The sequence below is a fragment of the Aurantimonas sp. E1-2-R+4 genome (genome assembly GCF_036549515.1).
GTDB classification, from domain to species: Bacteria; Pseudomonadota; Alphaproteobacteria; order Rhizobiales; family Rhizobiaceae; genus Aurantimonas; species Aurantimonas coralicida_A.
Window position 1 is genome coordinate 1 of record NZ_JAZHLK010000051.1, and the last position, 18,366, is coordinate 18,366.

The 18,366-nt window shown below is 64.5% G+C and carries 13 protein-coding genes and 1 pseudogene; 5 read left to right on the plus strand and 9 right to left on the minus strand.

The annotated features are described in order from the left end of the window. Window positions 1–85: 85 nt before the first annotated feature. Window positions 86–592, minus strand: coding sequence for a hypothetical protein (locus VQ045_RS17965; protein ID WP_331831072.1), 507 nt, complete (start codon window positions 590–592; stop codon window positions 86–88). 174 nt (window positions 593–766) lie between these two features. On the opposite strand from VQ045_RS17965, the gene addB reads away from it, so the two are divergent. From addB to trxA, 3 genes are read left to right on the plus strand one after another with little or no spacing between them, the layout of a single operon-like run. Continuing rightward, window positions 767–3,901: a double-strand break repair protein AddB gene (gene addB / locus VQ045_RS17970; protein WP_331831073.1), complete on the plus strand. Its 3,135-nt coding sequence runs from the start codon at window positions 767–769 to the stop codon at window positions 3,899–3,901. Further along, on the plus strand, window positions 3,898–7,539 hold the full coding sequence (gene addA, locus VQ045_RS17975; RefSeq protein ID WP_331831074.1) for a double-strand break repair helicase AddA: 3,642 nt from the start codon (window positions 3,898–3,900) through the stop codon (window positions 7,537–7,539). The genes addB and addA overlap by 4 nt, the downstream gene beginning before the upstream one ends. A gap of 56 nt (window positions 7,540–7,595) precedes the next feature. After that, entirely contained in the window at window positions 7,596–7,913 is a 318-nt protein-coding gene (trxA, locus tag VQ045_RS17980; protein WP_327623593.1) for a thioredoxin, read from the plus strand. Between the two features lie 94 nt (window positions 7,914–8,007). On the opposite strand, the gene VQ045_RS17985 is transcribed toward trxA, so the two are convergent. The 8 genes and pseudogenes from VQ045_RS17985 to VQ045_RS18020 form a co-directional block, all read right to left on the minus strand. After that, window positions 8,008–8,406, minus strand: coding sequence for a (R)-mandelonitrile lyase (locus tag VQ045_RS17985; RefSeq protein WP_327648094.1), 399 nt, complete (start codon window positions 8,404–8,406; stop codon window positions 8,008–8,010). A gap of 101 nt (window positions 8,407–8,507) precedes the next feature. Then, window positions 8,508–9,927 (minus strand): annotated as a pseudogene (locus tag VQ045_RS17990) (bifunctional folylpolyglutamate synthase/dihydrofolate synthase). A gap of 42 nt (window positions 9,928–9,969) precedes the next feature. Further along, entirely contained in the window at window positions 9,970–10,905 is a 936-nt protein-coding gene (gene accD, locus VQ045_RS17995) for an acetyl-CoA carboxylase, carboxyltransferase subunit beta (RefSeq protein ID WP_331831076.1), read from the minus strand. Between the two features lie 48 nt (window positions 10,906–10,953). Then, window positions 10,954–11,787: a tryptophan synthase subunit alpha gene (gene trpA / locus VQ045_RS18000; RefSeq protein ID WP_327648099.1), complete on the minus strand. Its 834-nt coding sequence runs from the start codon at window positions 11,785–11,787 to the stop codon at window positions 10,954–10,956. Between the two features lies 1 nt (window position 11,788). Continuing rightward, window positions 11,789–12,109 carry a divalent-cation tolerance protein CutA gene (cutA, locus tag VQ045_RS18005; RefSeq protein ID WP_327648101.1) on the minus strand — a complete coding sequence of 107 codons (321 nt, stop codon included), beginning with the start codon at window positions 12,107–12,109 and terminating at the stop codon, window positions 11,789–11,791. 3 nt (window positions 12,110–12,112) lie between these two features. Next, window positions 12,113–13,156, minus strand: coding sequence for a CBS domain-containing protein (locus VQ045_RS18010; protein WP_331831077.1), 1,044 nt, complete (start codon window positions 13,154–13,156; stop codon window positions 12,113–12,115). A gap of 1 nt (window position 13,157) precedes the next feature. Beyond that, the gene (gene trpB / locus VQ045_RS18015; protein WP_331831078.1) at window positions 13,158–14,378 is read right to left on the minus strand and encodes a tryptophan synthase subunit beta; all 1,221 of its coding nucleotides are present in this window, start codon (window positions 14,376–14,378) and stop codon (window positions 13,158–13,160) included. Next, complete coding sequence (locus VQ045_RS18020) at window positions 14,375–15,055, minus strand: phosphoribosylanthranilate isomerase (RefSeq protein WP_331831079.1); 681 nt, start codon at window positions 15,053–15,055, stop codon at window positions 14,375–14,377. Before VQ045_RS18020 ends, trpB begins: the two co-directional genes overlap by 4 nt. 468 nt (window positions 15,056–15,523) lie before the next feature. Between VQ045_RS18020 and VQ045_RS18025 the strand changes: the two genes are divergently transcribed. Both VQ045_RS18025 and VQ045_RS18030 read left to right on the plus strand, forming a co-directional pair. After that, complete coding sequence (locus VQ045_RS18025; protein WP_331831080.1) at window positions 15,524–16,408, plus strand: Crp/Fnr family transcriptional regulator; 885 nt, start codon at window positions 15,524–15,526, stop codon at window positions 16,406–16,408. Between the two features lie 662 nt (window positions 16,409–17,070). Then, window positions 17,071–18,357, plus strand: a complete 1,287-nt coding sequence (locus VQ045_RS18030; RefSeq protein WP_331831081.1) for a site-specific integrase — start codon at window positions 17,071–17,073, stop codon at window positions 18,355–18,357. Window positions 18,358–18,366: the final 9 nt, after the last annotated feature.

An 18,366-nucleotide genomic window follows, 5' to 3' on the forward strand; every position in this document is an offset into this window, starting at 1 on the left:
TCCCGCGGTTTGCTTTCGTCCACATCGCTTCCATGCCCTCGTCGAATCAAATCAACAGCATGGAATCACAAACGATTCATATCATTCAACTTCTTTGTGGACCGACACTCAGATTTATGTTCTCGAAATAGTTGGTGAGGTCCGTTGACAGCAAAACCTGGGAATCAGAAAGCGCGTCGCGGACAACACCGGTGAAATCCTGCCATGATGGGATGGCGCGCCGAAACAGATAGCGGCCGGAAGGATCCTCGGATGCGCGATGGCTGAAAACATTCCAAGGTATCAGGGGGTCATAGAAGGGCACCAGCCGGGAGGCGAGCGCATGATAAAGCGCACGCTCCGCCAGGCTGATTTCGAGGCCATAGCGCAGCGTAAAATTGCTCTTAGGAATATTCAGGAGTGTGCGAGGTTCTGGACGGTAAACTCCATCATTCTTGCGGAAATTCTCGGAGAGCACATACTCAATATGGTCGGTGTCGAGCATGTCCTCGAAGCGGCGAGGATCGGGAAACCAATCATCTAGGAGGTCACGACGCAGCTGCCGCTTGATCACCTCCTCGTCGAACTCAATAGGCCCAAGCGAGACAGCCACATGAAAATCCTTCCTGTTTGCGACCAATGAAAGCCCGTCATGATGTGGGCTCCTTCGAATCACATGCTTAAAAGTGAAGAAGCGGCGTCGGTTGCTCTAATACTGGCTCCACCTGTTGGCGTGTACAAGCGCGCCCCCCTCACGAATCGCCGCCATCCCCGCTAGTGTGCCGCGATGAACGCGCGCATCCTATCGATCCCGCCAGGCCGGCCCTTCCTGACCACGCTGGCAGAGGCGGTGCTTGCCGGCCGGCTGGTCCCCTCGTTTCGCTATGACGGCGAACCGCTGGCGCTGGCGGATGTGACCATCTACGTCCCCACCCGCCGCGCGGCGCGGGCGCTGGCGTCCGAATTCGCGGTGGCGATCGGCGCGCGATCGTCAGTCGAGGGCGGGGCCGGAGCCGGCGGCAGCGCCATCCTGCCCGCCATCCGGCCGATCGGCGAGGGCGACGACACCGGTCTGTTTTCGCCCGCCGGGCCGAGCCTGGAGCCGGCGATGGGGGCGCTGGAACGCCGGCTCAATCTCGCCCGGCTCGCCCGGCACTGGCGCGCCATGACCGACCGGGGCGCCTTTCAGGCGCTGATCGGCGAAGACGCGGTGCTGCCGGCCTCGGCCGCCGACGCGCTGTGGCTGGCGGGCGACCTCGGCGCGCTGCTCGACGAGGTCGAAACCGAGGGAACCTCGCTGTCGCAATTGGCGACGCTCGCGCCCGACGCCCTCGCCGACTGGTGGCGGCTGACGCTGACCTTCCTGTCGATCGTCACCGAGGCCTGGCCGAAGGCACTGGCCGCCACTGGCCAGGTCAGCGAGGCGGCGGCGAAGAATGCCTGGCTCCGCGCCGAAGCCGAGCGGCTGCGGAGCGGCGGCGCGCGCGGCCCGGTGATTCTGGCCGGCTCCACCGCCACGGCGCCGGCAACGCTCGACCTGATGCACGCCATCGCGCATCTGCCGGATGGCGCGCTGGTGCTGCCCGGCCTCGATCGGCATCTGGAGCCGGAGACCTTCGCGGCGATTTCGCGCGCCGCCTCGGTCGCCGCGCCGGGCCATCCGCAATACGGGCTGAAGACGATCCTGACGCGCTTTTCGTTGGCGCCGGAGAGCGTCGATCATCTCGGCGACGGGCTCGATCCGGCGCTGGCGGCGCGCGAGGCGTATCTCGCCGACGCCCTGCGCCCGGCCGAAACCACGGACGTCTGGAGCGGCGCGACGGCACGGCACGGCCCCGAGGCGCTCGCCGGCCTTGCCTTGATCGAGGCGGGCGATGCCCGCGAGGAGGCGCTGGCGCTCGCCGTCGCCATGCGCGACGCGCTGACCGACCCGACGGCGCGGGCCGCGCTGATCACGCCGGACCGCAATCTCGCCCGCCGCGTTGTCGCCGAGCTGTCCCGCTTCGGCATCGCGGCGAATGATTCGGCCGGCTCCCCGCTTGCCGCGACGGCGCCGGGGACGTTGCTCGCGACCGCCATCGCCGTGGCGTTGTCGCCGGGCGATCCGATCGCGCTCGTCTCGCTGCTCAAGCATCCGCTCACCCGGCTCGGCCTCGGTGGCGGCGAAGCCCGGCGCGCGGCGCGGGCGATCGAGATGATCGCGCTGCGCGGCTCGGTCGGGGTGGCGGACGGTGCGCGGCTCGGCGCGATCATGCGCGAGCGGCGGGCGACGGTCGAGGAAGACAGCCACGTGGCGCGGCCGGTGAAGAATCTGCCCGAGGCGGAACGCGATCTGGCGCAGAGGATGGCCGACCATCTGGAACGCGCGCTCGAACCGCTGACTGCGCTGCGCGGCGGCGAGGAACGCGAGATCGCCGCCTATGCGGTGGCGCTCACCCAGTGTCTGGAAGCGCTCGCCGCCGACCCCGAGGGCGACGCCTCGGAGCTCTATGCGGAAGAGGCCGGCCGAGCGCTGACCGACTTCCTCGCCGAGCTGGTACAGGCGCCACAGACCGGTTTCGGCTTCGCGCCCGGAGAGATCGGCGACGTCATGGCGGCGCTGATCGCCGGTCAGACGGTGCAACCGCGCGGCGGCCTGTCCGCCAGGGCCTTCGTCTGGGGCACGCTGGAAGCACGGCTGCAGAGCGTCGACACGGCGCTGCTCGGCGGCCTCAACGAGGGCAGTTGGCCGGCGGGGGCGAAGAGCGGCGCCTTCCTGTCGCGGCTGATGCGCCGGGAGATCGCGCTGGACCCGCCGGAGCGGCGCATCGGCCTCGCCGCCCATGATTTCTGGATGGCGATGGGGGCAAAGCGTGTCGTCCTGTCGCGATCCCGGCGCTCCGGCGGCGCCCCGGCGATCGCCTCGCGCTGGCTGCAGCGCATCCTGACGCTCGCCGGGGACGCGGGCACCGCGCGACTGCGGGAAGCGGGCGCGCCGTTTCTCGCCCATGCGCGCCAGCTCGACGTGGCGGCGCCGGTGCCCCGCGCGATTCGGCCGGAGCCGAGGCCGCCGCTCGCCGACCGCCCGACGCGCTATTCGGTCACCGATGTGGAGACGCTGATCCGCGACCCTTACGCGATCCATGCGCGCAAGATCCTGCGATTGGAGCCGCTGCCCGATCTGATGCGCGACCCGCACGCGGCCGAGCGCGGCAGCCTTTATCACGAAATTCTCGCCCGCTTCGTCATCGACGGCAACGACCCGCTGGCCGAAGACGCCGTGGCGCGGCTTCTGGCGATCGCCCGCGAGCGCTTCGACGCCGAGGCGCTGCCGGCCGACATCGATGCGGTGTGGTGGCCGCGCATGGAAACGCTGGCGGACAACTACATCGTCTGGGAGCGCGGCCGCGCCGACCGGGTCGCGACCCGCCACGCGGAGGCCGGCGGGCGCTTCGACTTCACCGATCTGTCGACGCGGCTGACCGGTTTTGCCGACCGCATCGATCTCCTCACCGACGGCTCGGTCGAGATCCTGGATTTCAAGACCGGGGCCAATCCCTCGGTGTCCCAGGCCCGCGCCCTGCTTGCCCCGCAATTGCCGCTGGAGGGCGCGATGGCGAAGCTCGGCGCCTTCGCGGACGCGGGAAAGGTCTCGCGGATTTCCGACCTCGTCTATGTCCGGCTGCGCGAACGGGCGCTGACGGAGGACCGGCTCGCCACCGATGGCGGGCGCAATGGCGAGCCGGTCGACCCGGACGCCCTCTCCGACGAGGCGCTGGCGAAGTTTCGCGCGCTGGTCGCTGCCTTCCGCGACGAGGCGAAAGCCTTCACCTCGCGCACACGGCCGTTTCTGGCGGGCGATTTTTCCGGCGATTACGACCATCTGGCGCGGGCGCAGGAATGGTCGATCGGGGCGGACGAGGGCGGCGAGGTTTCCGCATGAGCCAGTTTGTCGGCATCGCCGAGACCAGCCGGCTGCAACAGATCGCCGCCGATCCGAGCCGCTCGGTCTTCGTGTCGGCCAATGCCGGCTCGGGCAAGACCCACGTTTTGACCGAGCGGGTGGTGCGGCTGTTGCTCGCCGGAGCGGAGCCGTCGAAGATCTTATGCCTCACCTACACCAAGGCGGCGGCCGCCGAGATGTCGACACGGGTGTTCGGCCGGCTGGCGACATGGGCGACAGCTAAGGACGCCGCGCTGCGTGAGGAACTGGCCAAGCTCGATGGCACACCGCCGTCAGACGCCCGGCTTTGTGCTGCTCGGCGCCTGTTCGCAGAAGCGCTTGAAACGCCGGGCGGGCTGAAGATTCAGACCATTCACGCCTTCTGCGAGTCCATCCTGCATCAGTTCCCGCTGGAGGCGAACGTTCCCGGCCATTTCGAGGTGCTCGACGACGCCGGGAGCGCCGCTCTGCTCGGCGAGGCCCGCCGCCGGCTGATCACTGGCGCAAGCCGCGCCGAGGACGACGCCAATGAGGCGCTCCCGCTCGCCGAAGCCTTTGCCACGGCCCTGTCGCTGGCCGGCGAGTGGGGCCTCGATCAGCTGATCGGCGAGATCGTCCGCAAGCGCGACGCGATCCGCCGGCACATCGACGCGGCCGGCGGCCTCGATGGCGCCCTCGCCCTGCTGCGTTCGGCGCTGGGCCTTGCGCCGGACGAGGACGAAGCGGCGATCCTGGCCGACGCCGTTCCCGCTCCGGGCTTCGACGAAGCGTTTTGCCGCGACGTCCTGACGGTCGCCGAAACCAGCCCGAAGGCGACCGACAAGAAGCTGGTCGATCGGTTAAATGCGCTTTTGGATGCGGAGAGCGATGGGGCGCACTTCGAGGCGCTGCGAACCCTCTGCCTCAAGAAGGACGGCGGGCCTTACAAGCCGGGAAGCGTTGCCACCAAATGGGTCACCGATTTCTTCGAGGATTTTGCCGACCGCCTTCAGCAGCTCGCGGACCATGTGCTCTCCATGGAAAACCGCCTCGCCTCGGTTCGTCTGTTCCGGGCGAGCGCGGCGGCGCTGGTCATTGCCGACGCGTTCGAGCGCGACTACGCCATCCTCAAGCGCCGGCGCGGCAAGCTCGATTTCGAGGACCTGATCGTCAGGACCGCCGATCTCCTGACCCGCGCCGAGGCCTCGGCCTGGGTCCACTACAAGCTCGACCAGGGGATCGACCATGTGCTGATCGACGAGGCGCAGGATACCAGTCCCCGCCAGTGGCAGGTGATGCGCCAGCTGGTCGACGAGTTCTTCGCCGGTGAAGGCAGCCGCGAGGTCACGCGGACGGTGTTCGCCGTCGGCGACGAGAAGCAGTCGATCTATTCCTTCCAGGGTGCCGATCCGGCGAAGTTCGCCGAAGAGCAGCGGACGATGAGCGGGAGCGCGCAGGCCGCGCAGGCAAGCTTCGAGGCGGTGCGGCTGACCCAGTCCTTCCGCACGGCGAAGGATGTGCTCGACGCGGTCGATCGCGTTTTTGCCGACGCCGACAACCGCCAGGGACTATCCTCCGACGACCTTCCTCCGACGCACCAGACGGCGCGCGACGACGGGCCGGGGCTGGTCGAGATCTGGCCGGTCTATCAGGCTGAAAAGCGTGAGGAGCCGCGCGATTGGCTGAAACCGGTCGACGAGGAACCGGAGAATTCGCCGAGCAACCGTCTGGCGCGGCGGATCGCCGGGCAGATCGGCGAATGGCTCGGCGACCCGATCGTCCACAAGGGCAAGCGGCGGGCGCTGACGGCGGGCGACATCATCATCCTGGTGCGCAAGCGCTCCGGCTTCGTCGAGGCGATGGCGAAAGCCCTGCGGGACGCCGACATTCCCGTCGCCGGGGCCGACCGGCTGGTGATCACCGACCATATCGCCGTCAAGGATCTGATGGCGCTCGGCCGCGCGGTGGTCAATTTCGATGACGATCTGTCGCTCGCCGAAGTGCTCAAGAGCCCGTTCTTCGGGTTTTCCGACGACGAATTGATGGCGCTCGCGCTGTCGCGGGAGCCGCGCGAGCCGCTGTCGCTCGGGCTGCGGCGCCTGTGCGGCGAGACAGGCACGGCGCGCCTTCCGGACTTCGTGCCGAAGGAAACGACGGCCGCCTTCATGGCCAAGGCGCGGGCGGCGCTGGCGCAGCTGGAGGAATTGCGCGACCGCGCCGGCTTCGAGACGGTCTTCGCTTTCTATGCGCGCCTCCTCGGCCCCGAGGGCGGACGGGCGCGGCTGACCGCGCGGCTCGGCGCCGACGCCGGCGAGGTCATCGACGCCTTTCTCGATCTCGCGCTCGGCGCCGAGGAGGCGGGCGAAACCGGCCTCGACGCGTTTCTCGCGACCCTTTCCGCCGACCCGCCGCAGATCAAGCGGGAGATGGAGCAGGGCCGCGGCGAGGTCCGGATCATGACGACCCACGCCTCCAAGGGTCTGGAAGCGCCGGTAATCTTCCTGGTCGATCCGGGCTCCGCGCCGTTTTCCCACGTCCACGGGGCGCGGCTGATGGAATGGCTGGGCATGCCGGGGCTTTATCCCGGCCAGGCGCCGGGCTTCCTCTGGCGCGCCGCCAAGGAACTCGAAAACGACGCGATCGCGGGGCTGAAGGAGGCGGAAAAGCTTCGCGCCGAAGAGGAATACCGGCGGCTGCTCTATGTCGGCATGACCCGCGCGGCGGACCGTCTCGTCGTCTGCGGCGTCGCGGGCGTGCGCGGCCCGAACGAAAATTCCTGGCTGCAGCGGGTCCAGGCGGCGCTGCGGCAGGATTGCGAGGAGGTGACGGACGCCGAGGACGGGGTCACCGCATGGCGCTTCGGTTCGCGTGGTGCCGGCGACAAGCTGACGGTCGCGAGCACCGATCGGGGAGCAGCGCCGAGGCCGCTCGACCTGTCGCCGCTGCCGCCCGAGATCCTGCCGCCACGACCGCTCTCGCCATCCTCGGCCGGCGATGCCGCGGAGCTCAGTTCCGACGCGCTGGCGGCCGGCGAAGCGCAAGCCTTCGTCTCGCCGGTGCTGGGCGAAGGGTGCGGCCGTTCGGGCGAGCCCTCTTTCGCGATTCGCCGCGGCCTTATCGTCCACAAGCTGTTGCAGGTGCTGCCCGACATCGCGCCCGACGAACGGGAGACAGCGGCCCGCCGCTATGTGACGCTCGGCGCCCCCGAGATGAGCCCGCGCGATCACGATCAGCTGATCGGATCGGCGCTTGGCGTGATGGCCGAGCCGGAATTCGCCCCGATCTTCGCGGCCGGCAGCCGGGCCGAGGTCTCGGTCGCGGGCGACATTTCACTGGGTGGCCGAACCTATCGCGTCAACGGTACCATCGACCGGCTGGCGGTGACGGACACCAAGGTCCTGATCGTCGACTACAAGACCAATCGCCCACCGCCCCGGACTTTGGACGCCGTCGCGCCGGCTTACATCCTGCAGCTGGCGCTCTATCGCGAGCTGCTGAAGCCGCTCTATCCCGCCCATGCGATCGAGGCCGCGCTGGTGTTTACCGAGGCGCCGCTGCTGATCGCGCTCGCGCCGAGCCTCATGGACGCGTTCATCGCGCGGCGCAGCACCGTCGCCACCGCCGCAACGCAGCGTCAAGAGGATGCACCGCCGGCTTGATTTGGCGGACCACCCCTTCTACCTGTGTCTCGAACAAGGATTTTGGGAGCCGCTTGATGGCCACGACAAAGATCGACACCAACAATTTCAAGACCGACGTTCTGGAGAGCGACAAGCCCGTCGTCGTCGACTTCTGGGCGGAGTGGTGCGGCCCCTGCAAGATGATCGCGCCGAGCCTCGAGGAAATCTCCAACGAAATGGACAATGTCCGGATCGCCAAGGTCAATATCGACGAGAACCCGGACATCGCCGCTCAGTTCGGCGTCCGCTCGATCCCGACCTTGATGATGTTCAAGAACGGCGAGCCGGCGTCCGTCCAGGTCGGCGCGCAGTCGAAGTCGAAGCTCGTCGACTGGATCAAGGGCGCCGCCTGAGCGTCCCCAACCTCGCGCGTTTCACGTGAATCAGAAAAAAGCCCGGGCGGATTGTCCGGGCTTTTTTCATGTAGCGGTTCTGTTCGACGCGACGTCAGGCCGCGGCGTATTCCTCGTCGCTGACATGCTCCAGCCAGTCGACGGCGACGCCGTCCTTCGCCTCCTGCATGGCGATGTGGGTCATCATCGTTTCCGTCCCGGCGCCATGCCAGTGTTTTTCGCCGGGCGGAATCCAGATGACGTCGCCCGCGCCGATCGTCTGGACCGGTTCGCCAAAAGTCTGGAACCGGCCGGTTCCTGCGGTCACATAAAGGGTCTGTCCCAGCGGATGGGTGTGCCACGCGGTGCGGGCGCCCGGTTCGAACATCACCACGACCGCCCGCAGGCGCGCCGGCTCCGGCGCCTCGATGATCGGGTCCTGCCAGACCGTGCCGGTGAAATAGCTGGCCGGCACCCGCCGGGTCGGTACTGACCCGCGACGCTTGATCTCCATTGTCCTCTCCCTCTCTTTCCACGATCGACCGGGCCGCCTCGCCCTCCGAAGCGGCCATGCTTCCACGACGATGCCCGCTGGGCGCCGGCGGGCCGGGGTCCTCAGCGCGGCGCGAGGCCGCTCTGAGCCAGCACGTCCCCGACCAGATAGAGCGAGCCGCAAACGAGAAAGCGCGGCGCCCGGTCGCTGTCCCAGGCCGACGAGACCAGGCGGATGGCTTCCTCAACCGTCGCGCAGGGCTCTGCGTCGAGCCCTGNGCGGCGCCCGGTCGCTGTCCCAGGCCGACGAGACCAGGCGGATGGCTTCCTCAACCGTCGCGCAGGGCTCTGCGTCGAGCCCTGCAGCGATCGCCGCCTCGGCCAGTTCGTTCGGATCGATGCCCGCGTCGGACGCTTCGACTGGCACGGTGAAGACATGCCGGGCGATCCCGGCGAAGGACGCGAAAAACCCCATCGGGTCCTTAGTGTTGATCATCCCCACAATGAGGAACAACGGTCGCGAAACCCGTTCCTCCATGTCAGCGAGGGTTTCGGCGATCGCCGACCCCGCGCCGGGATTGTGGCCGCCGTCGAGCCAGAGTTCGGAGCCCGGAAAGGCAGCGCGATAGAGTGGACCCGAAGCGATCTGCTGCATGCGGCCCGGCCATTCCACATTCGACAGACCCGTCTCGATCGCCTGGTCGCTCGGGCCGAAGCCGGCATGGCGGAGCGTGGCGATCGCCGTCGCCGCGTTGATCAGCTGATGGCGGCCCGGAAGCCGCGGCATCGGCAGGTCGAGTAGCCCCGTATCGTCCTGATAGACGAGCCGGCCATGCTCCTCATAGGCGAAGAAGTCCTGGCCATAGACCAGCACCGGCGCGTTGGCGCGATCGGCCATCGCGGTGAGCACGTCCAGCGCGACCGTCTCGCCCTGCTGACCGACGATGACCGGCACGCCCGGCTTGATGATGCCGCCTTTTTCCGCCGCGATCAGCTCCACACGATCACCGAGATAGGACTGGTGATCGAGCGAGATCGAGGTGATCACGGTCGCGGCCGGCTTTTCCAGGACGTTGGTCGCATCGAAGCGTCCGCCGAGGCCGACCTCGATCAGCGCGACATCGGCCGGCTGCTCGGAAAACAGCAGGAAGGTGACCGCCGTCAGGATCTCGAAGACGGTGATCATTTCCCCGCCATTGGCGGCCGCGGCCCTCACGACGGCGTCGGCCAGAAGCCGATCGTCGACAAGCGCGCCGGGCTGGCCGTAGCGGCCGATCCGATAACGCTCATGCCAATTGACCAGATGCGGCGAGGTGTGGACGTGAGTCGCCCGGCCGTCGGCCTCCAGGATCGCCCGGCAAAAGGCCGTGACCGATCCCTTGCCGTTGGTTCCGGCGATGTGAATCTGCGGCGGCAGACGGTTTTGCGGGTCGCCAAGATCGGCGAGCAGACGGCGAATACGGTCGAGCGACAGGTCAAAGCCCTTCGGATGCTTCAGCATCAGGGACTCGATCTCTGTCGTGGCCAGTGAGGTCGTGGTCATGGATGAGAATTACGCGAGAGCATGAGCGGATGCAAAACTGATTCAGGCGGCCGGCTGCGGCTCGGACGGCATAGTCTCGGGCTCGACTGTCGGTTCCGCCTCATCCTCGATGCGCGCCGCCATATCGACGGGCGTCTTGGTCAACAGCTTGGCCAAATTCGCGATCGTCGCCTTCAGTTCGTGCCGATGGACGACCATGTCGACCATGCCATGGGCCATGAGATACTCGGCCCGCTGGAACCCCTCGGGCAGCTTTTCGCGGATCGTCTGCTCGATGACGCGGGCGCCGGCGAAACCGATCACCGCGCCCGGCTCGGCGATATGGACGTCGCCCAGCATCGCGTAGGATGCCGACACACCGCCGGCCGTCGGGTTGGTCAGGACGACGATGTAGGGCAGCCCGGCCTCTTTGAGCATCTCCACCGCGACGGTGGTCCGCGGCAGCTGCATCAGCGACAGGATGCCCTCCTGCATGCGTGCCCCGCCGGAGGCCGCGAACAGGACGAGCGGCCGGTTTTCCGCGATCGCGGTCTCGAAGCCCCGAATGATCGCCTCGCCAGCCGCCATTCCGAGCGAACCGCCCATGAAGGCGAAATCCTGGACGATCGCCATGATCGGCAGGCCCTCGATCACGCCCCGCGCCGCGATCACGGCGTCGTCCATCTCAGCCTTGGCCTTGTACTCCTTCAGGCGATCGACATAGCGCTTGGAGTCACGGAATTTCAGCGGGTCGAGCGCCACCTTCGGCAGTTCGATCGTCTCGAAAACACCGTCGTCGAAGAAGCTCTTCAACCGGTCCCTGGCGCGAATGCGCATGTGGAAGTCCGAGGATGGGATCACCCACTGGTTGGCCTCCAGATCCTTGTGGAAGACCATTTCGCCGGTCTCCGGACACTTGATCCAAAGGTTTTCCGGCACCTCGCGCGTGGCGAGGAGGCTGGAAATCTTGGGGCGGACGTAGTTGGTGATCCAGTTCACGGCGCGGCTGTTCCGATTGACAAGGGTTGTTCGCAGATGGTCGCGCGGTCAGGCATCCGCAAGACGGGCGGCGCGAACGCCGCCAGCGAGATCGCGCACCAGATCGGTGACCGCCGTTACCGTGCCTGCTCCCGCGCGGCCGTCGGTCAGCGACGCCTCAAGGGCGTTGATCAGCGCGGAACCGACGACGACGCCGTCCGCCGCCCGGCCGATCTCGCGAGCCTGTTCGGCGCTGCGCACGCCGAAGCCGACGCAGACCGGCAAGTCGGTGTGGCCCTTGATGCGTCCGACGGCGGCCGCGACCTTCGTGGCGTCGGGCGCGGCGGAGCCGGTGATGCCGGTGATCGACACGTAATAGACGAAGCCGGAGGTGTTCTTCAAAACCGCCGGCAGGCGCTTGTCGTCGGTGGTCGGCGTCGCGAGGCGAATGAAATTGAGGCCCTTGTCGAGAGCCGGCAGGCAGAGCTCGTCGTCCATCTCGGGCGGCAGATCGACGACGATCAGACCGTCAACCCCGGCGGCCAGCGCGTCCTGGACGAAGCGTTCGACGCCGTAGACGTAGATCGGGTTGAAATAGCCCATCAGGATCAGCGGCGTCGTCGTGTCGCTTTCGCGGAAGGCGCCGACCATCGCCAGGGTCTTTTTCAGGCTTTCGCCGGCCTTCAGGGCGCGCAGGCCGGCCTTCTGGATCGCCGGACCGTCGGCCATCGGGTCGGAAAACGGCATGCCAAGCTCGATGATGTCGGCGCCGGCGCCGGGCAGCGCCCTGACGATCTCGAGCGCCGTGTCATGGTCCGGATCGCCCGCCATGACGAAGGTGACGAGGGCGGGACGCCCCTCTTCGGCCAGCGCGCGGAATCGGTCTTCGATGCGTGTGGTCATCTCAGGCTCTCGTCACTTCGGCGATCCACTCGGCGGTCGCCACGTCCACATGGTCGACGGCAAAACCGACGATCGCGGGCGTCTCATAGGGATGATGCGTGCGGATCGCCTCGCAGCAAGCATCGAACAAATCGGCACGGGTCTTGATCGTCAACGGCCATTCGTCGTGCCGCTCCTTCTTGCCCTGCCACAGATAGCGGCTGTCCACCTCCTTGCCGATATTGCAGCAGGCGGCAAGCCGGCCGTCGAGAAGCCCATGCGACAATTCGCGCGCGACCTCGAGCGTCGGGCAGGTCACGTGGATTTCGACGATTGCGGTCATAAACTAGATCATCGCCTGGAGTCGCTGCATGTATGACGAAAATCTCCGCAGCTTAAGAATCGCGTCCGCCGGAGTAGGGTCGGGACTAAAGTGCATGATATCATTTCGAATCTCCCGTACGTCATTCAAAACTTTACATAAATGTACTCGGTCAATATTCATTGGAAACGGATCAGGCAACGTTTTTTTGTTCTCAAAAATCCTTATATACTCTCCAAACGTTAGATCATGAAACGATTTCGCCGGCCTGGCGATCTGCGCCTCTCCCAGAATTTCTTTACTAAATTTCACCCAACGGAAGAGAATCCCTCTCACTTGGTTCTCAATCTCATTAATCAATAGGAATGGTTCGGTAAGCTGCCTAAACTGCAAACCTAAATCTGTTGTCGTGACTATTCCACCGATTGTTCTATCCTGTCGCCTGACGAATACATATTCATTTTCAACAATAATCCGTAAAGTAGAAAAGAATGAATCTGCATCACTAACAACAACTGGAGTCCCCATACAGTCTTGCACCGATTGGACAGTTGCGCCGCTGCTCAACCGTTCGCCGACATGTCGCCAACTTACCACTCCCTTAATTTCGCGTGGCGAAGTAAGAACCGGCAATTGGGAAAAATCGTGGAACATCATAAGTGAGACGGCCCTTGATATTGGGTCGTCAGGAGAGACTGATATTAACTCCATGTTCGCCGATGGAAGTGATCCAATGCGTAAGACGGGGTCCCCTACCTCAACTAATACATCGTTTTCAGCGTCACTCCCCTTTTGAATAGGTGCTTCGGGCTGAATTTTTATAGATATTTCGTTATCTATCCACGTCGTCTTGTAAGACGGCACCGTAGTAAGACGGCGATCCGCAAGAAGCTCATCTATCCATGCAACAATATTCGGACCGCGCCTCTGCGCATCAAACCAGTATAGAAATTCCCTTACCGTAAGACGCGGCCCATCTGATCCTCCGGAAATCCCACTCTTAACTTCATCTAAAATTTCTTCTTCTGTATCATATTTATCAACATCCTTTTTCAACTGGTAGCTCATGCTACAGCTCCACGCCCAGATGCTTGGCCGCCGTGAACACGTCCTTGTCGCCGCGACCGCACAGATTCATCAAGATGATCTGGTCCTTGTCCATCTTTGGCGCGCGCTTGATGACTTCCGCCAGAGCATGGGCCGGCTCCAACGCCGGGATGATGCCCTCGACGCGGGTCAGCATCTGGAAGGCGTCCAGCGCCTCGGTGTCCATGATCGGGACATATTCGACCCTGCCGGCGTCCTTCAGCCAGGAATGCTCCGGTCCGATGCCCGGATAGTCGAGCCCGGCCGAGATCGAGTGGCCTTCCTTGATCTGGCCGTCCTCGTTCTGCAGCAGATAGGTGCGGTTGCCGTGCAGGACGCCGGGCGACCCCGCCGTCAGCGAGGCGCAATGTTCCTCGCCGTCGAGCCCCTTGCCGCCCGCCTCGACGCCGACCATCGCCACGTCCTTGTCGTCGAGGAAGGGGTGAAACAGGCCGATGGCGTTGGAGCCGCCGCCGACGGCGGCGACCAGCAGGTCCGGCAGCCGGCCCTCGGCCGCCATCATCTGCTCCTTCGCCTCCTGGCCGATCACGCTCTGGAACTCTCTGACCAGTTCTGGATAGGGGTGTGGGCCGGCGGCCGTGCCGATCAGGTAATAGGTGGAATCCACATTGGTCACCCAGTCGCGCAGCGCCTCGTTCATGGCGTCCTTGAGCGTGCCGTGGCCGGCCGTGACGGGGATCACCTCGGCCCCGAGCAGCTTCATGCGGAAGACGTTCGGCGACTGCCGCTCGACATCCGTCGCGCCCATGTAGACGACGCAGGGAAAGCCGAAGCGGGCGCAGACCGTCGCCGTCGCGACGCCATGCTGGCCGGCGCCGGTCTCGGCGATGATCCGGGTCTTGCCCATCTTCTTGGCGAGCAGGATCTGGCCGAGGCAGTTGTTGATCTTGTGCGAGCCGGTGTGGTTCAGCTCGTCGCGCTTGAAATAGACCTTGGCGCCGCCAAGCCTTTCGGTCAGCCGCTCGGCGAAATAGAGCGGCGACGGCCGGCCGGTATAATGGGTGTTGAGATTGTCGAGTTCGGCCTTGAACGCCGGATCAACCTTCGCCGCCTTCCAGGCGTCCTCCAGATCGAGGATCAGCGGCATCAGCGTCTCGGCGACGAAACGCCCGCCGAAATGACCGAAGCGGCCGTCCTCGTCGGGACCGGCGCGAAACGAGTTCGGGGTCAGCGGCTGGTTCACGAGGCACGGGCCTTTCTCGCCGGCTCGTCCATACGGAGGCGATCCAGCGCGTCGAAGAATGAATGAATGCGACCGACATCCTTGACGCCGGGCGCGCTCTCGACACCGGACGACACGTCGATGCCCGACGGCCGCGCGATACGGATGGCATCGACGACATTATCGGCGTCGATGCCACCGGAAAGCATGTAGGGCGGAGCCGGGTCAAGGCCGGCGAGAATCCGCCAGTCGAAAGCGACGCCGTTGCCGCCGGGAAGACTGGAGCCCTTCGGCCGCTTGGAATCCAGCAGCAGGCGGTCGGCGACGCCGAGATAATCGGCGATCGCGGCAAGGTCGGCGGCCTCGGCGACCGGCAGCGCCTTCATGATCTTGAGGCCGGTCGACGCCTTGATCGCGGCGACCCGCTCCGGGCTTTCCTTGCCGTGCAGTTGCAGCCAGTCCGGCCGCATCTCGGCCGCGAAACGCGCGACCAGATCATCGTCCGGATCGACCGTGACGATGACCGTCTCGGCGCGCCCCGCCACGGAACCGACGAGCTCCTCCATCGCCTCGACGTCGAGATGGCGCGGGCTCTTGGCGAAATGCACGAAGCCGACATGGCTGGCGCCACGCTGAAGCGCCGCCGCGATGGTCGCGGGCGTCGACAAGCCGCAGATCTTGACGTCGAAGGCTCGCAAGAAACGCTCTCCGGGGTTTGGTATCTCGCCGGCTTACCGGATTTACCTGCTTATCGCGCGCTGGGCGATCGGGAGCAAGGAAGGCAGGGGAAAAGCCAGAGGGGAGATTCAGCTAGTTGAACCGTCTTTGCATCGGGCCCTCCTATCCGGTGGGCAGACGGGACGCACGAAGGGCCAGGCTGGGCGCCTTGAAGAACCACGGAATCTGTCGTTCTCGGGTGAACTGACGACGTAGACGCGGTCTTGCTCCTCGTGGAGCGCCGCTTCGTGTGGGTTCTGCCATTAAGCCATCATTACTATCCCACTCGGCCGCCCTATGTGTCCTTCAGGAGAGTGACTTTGGAAGGTGAGCTACATGTCGAAAATCTCGAGCGCTTTCTATCAGGCCCGCGCCGACGATGCAGCCGAGGAGATTGAGCAGACGAAGCTTGCCGGTGCAAAGGGACGGTTCGAGCAGTCCCGGATCGCTTGGCAGGGATTGGCCGACACGGCGCGCAGGCTCGAAGAAGAGGCCGCTGTCTCGACGAGGCTGACACCGTCTCCTGCCAATATGCCTTAAGGCACGCTCAACTGCCGAGCGGGGCGCTCCTCGCGAAAGAAGGCAGCATGACCAATCCGCTTATCCAAAAGCTCGAACACGGCGCCAGTCTCACGGACGACCACCGCCGCATTCTGGAAAGGGCGTCGCAGAAGCGGCGACAGGTCCCCCGAAAGGAGCATCTGATCCGAGAGGGGGAGAGGCCAAGTTGTGTGCGCTTGGTGATGGAGGGCTTCGCCTGCCGCTACAAGCTGTTGCCGACCGGTGAGCGTCAGATCATGGCCTTTCTCGTTCCAGGGGACTTCTGCGATCTGCATGTCGCGATCCTTGGACGTATGGACCACAGCATCGTGACACTCTCGCCTTGCACCATTGTCGATATTCCTCGCGAGACGATCATGGATCTGACCGACAACCATGCAGCCATCACCCGTGCCCTCTGGTGGGCCACTCTCGTCCACCAGGCGGTCTTGCGGGAATGGATCGTTGGCTTGGGACAACGGCCGGCAGAGACTCGGATAGCGCACCTTCTCTGCGAACTCATGATACGGCTGGCCGCCGTCGGACTCGTCACCGACGGTGCTTTCGATCTGCCGATCACGCAGGAGGAATTTGCCGACACGCTCGGCCTTTCCATTGTCCACACCAATCACATGCTGATGAACCTCCGCGACAAAGATCTCGCGACCGTCCAGAACAAGCGCGCAATAATCCACGACTTCGAACAGCTGACGCGGTTCGCCGACTTCACGCCGGACTATCTGCATCTTTCCGATCGATCGGGCGTTGGTCAGGTAAACCGGAATTCGGCGTAGCGCCGCGCGAAGGCGAGCAGCGGCTTCCAGCCGTTAATTTAGCCGGTACATCCTGGCACAAGGAAGTAGACATTCACTTGTTGGGACATCTTGGTCCCTAAAGGCGCTTTGCCACCAGACCCGTCAACGCGCGGTGTACATCTTCGGCCACGTAGGGCTTGGTCATGCTCGGGAGATTCCGATACGATTCCGGCAATTCTTGCTGTCATGCCCCGTCATGAACGCGAACGGCACGTGGCGCCCTTTGAGGGTGTCGGCCACAGGATAGACGGTATGTCGGCCGATGTTGACATCCAGAAGCGCCAGATCGAACTCTTCCGACCTGGCTGCCTACAACGCTGCATCCAGGTTTCCCACCGGCCGACGATTTCGCAACCAAGCAACGATGAAAGTCAGAAGAAAAAAATTCTCCGGATACGAAAGCCCCGCAAGATCAGAGCCTTATGGTGCACCCGACTGGATTCGAACCAGTGACCTCTGCCTTCGGAGGGCAAGGGAATAGAGTTGCACGCGATTCCTGACATATCCGGAAGAAGCGTAGTGAACCTAGTAAATGCAGGCTTTCGAAGTGATAAGGTTCTTTGCGGTTCCCCTAGATTCCCACGTTGGTGATTGCTATGTGATTGCTAAGATCGGTTCTAGCAATCACGGAGAAGCTGGGCATGGCGACAAGGATCACAAAACGCTCGGTCGATGAAATTCAGCCGGCCGGCAAAGATCGGTTTCTCTGGGATAGCGAATTGACCGGGTTCGGCCTCAAGGTCACACCGGCCGGCCGGCGGGTCTATCTCTGCCAGTTTCGGCTGGAGGGTGGGCGCCGGGGACGACTTCGGCGCTACACGATCGGCACCCATGGCGCGCCGTGGACTCCAGAACAAGCCCGCAGCGAAGCGAAGCGAATTCTCGGCCTTGCCGCGAACGGGCACGATCCTGCCAATGAAAAGCAGCAGGAGCGGAAAGCGCCGACCGTCGCCGAACTCTGCGATCAGTATCTCCTTCACGGGTGCGCGACGAAGAAGGCGAGTACGCTTGCGACGGATCGCGGCCGCATCGAACGGCACATCAAGCCGTTGCTTGGTCGGCTGAAGGTGAAGGACGTCACCAAAGCCGACGTTCGTCGGTTCCTCCAGGATGTTGCAGACGGAAAGACGGCGGTCGACGTCAAAACCGGTGCGCGCGGACGCGCTATTGTAAAGGGCGGTAAGGGCACGGCCTCGCGAACCGTGGGGCTTCTCGGTGGGATATTCTCGTTCGCCGTCGATCAAGATTACGTCGCGAGCAACGTTATCCGGGGCATTCGCCGCTTTCCCGACAAGCGCGGCGATCGTTTCCTTTCTGCGGCGGAACTGGCAAGGCTTGGCGACGCCCTCAGGTCGATGGAACAAACCGGATCGAATGCTCTCGGCCTCGCTATCATCAAACTCCTGATTTTCACGGGCGCGCGGAAAGGCGAGATCGAAGGGCTTCAATGGAACGAAGTGGATTTCGAGCGCGGGTTGCTTCGATTGCGGGATTCCAAGACCGGGCAAAAGGCGATCATTCTGAATCCGCCCGCGCTGGAGGTGCTCGTCGGGATGAACAGGCTGGAGGACTCGCCTTACGTGTTTCCCGCTTCGCGAAGCGATGGGCACTATGAGGGAACGCCCAAGCTATGGCAGGCACTTCGTCGGAAAGCGGTCTTGAACGACGTTCGGCTTCATGACCTTCGGCACTCTTTCGCCAGCGTCGCAGTCGCAGGTGGTGCGTCTCTTCCAATCATCGGCGCACTTCTGGGGCACGGCAACGCCTCAACCACGCAACGCTATGCGCATCTCAGCGACGATCCTCTCAGCGAAGCATCAGCTCGAACGTCAGCCAGCATTCGCGATATGATGGGCGAATCAACAAGGCGAATCGGAGACCAAGGAGAAAGCTCCGGTGATGCGTCTGTATTCAAGTTCACGCGATAAGTGGCTTTG

Excerpts from the sequence above, each read along its gene's own strand:
- addB (WP_331831073.1), top strand. The coding sequence starts at position 767 with ATGAACGCGCGCATCCTATCGATCCCGCCAGGCCGGCCCTTCCTGACC.
- addA (WP_331831074.1), top strand. The coding sequence starts at position 3,898 with ATGAGCCAGTTTGTCGGCATCGCCGAGACCAGCCGGCTGCAACAGATC.
- trxA (WP_327623593.1), top strand. The coding sequence starts at position 7,596 with ATGGCCACGACAAAGATCGACACCAACAATTTCAAGACCGACGTTCTG.
- VQ045_RS17985 (WP_327648094.1), bottom strand. The coding sequence starts at position 8,406 with ATGGAGATCAAGCGTCGCGGGTCAGTACCGACCCGGCGGGTGCCGGCC.
- trpA (WP_327648099.1), bottom strand. The coding sequence starts at position 11,787 with ATGACCACACGCATCGAAGACCGATTCCGCGCGCTGGCCGAAGAGGGG.
- cutA (WP_327648101.1), bottom strand. The coding sequence starts at position 12,109 with ATGACCGCAATCGTCGAAATCCACGTGACCTGCCCGACGCTCGAGGTC.
- VQ045_RS18010 (WP_331831077.1), bottom strand. The coding sequence starts at position 13,156 with ATGAGCTACCAGTTGAAAAAGGATGTTGATAAATATGATACAGAAGAA.
- VQ045_RS18030 (WP_331831081.1), top strand. The coding sequence starts at position 17,071 with ATGGCGACAAGGATCACAAAACGCTCGGTCGATGAAATTCAGCCGGCC.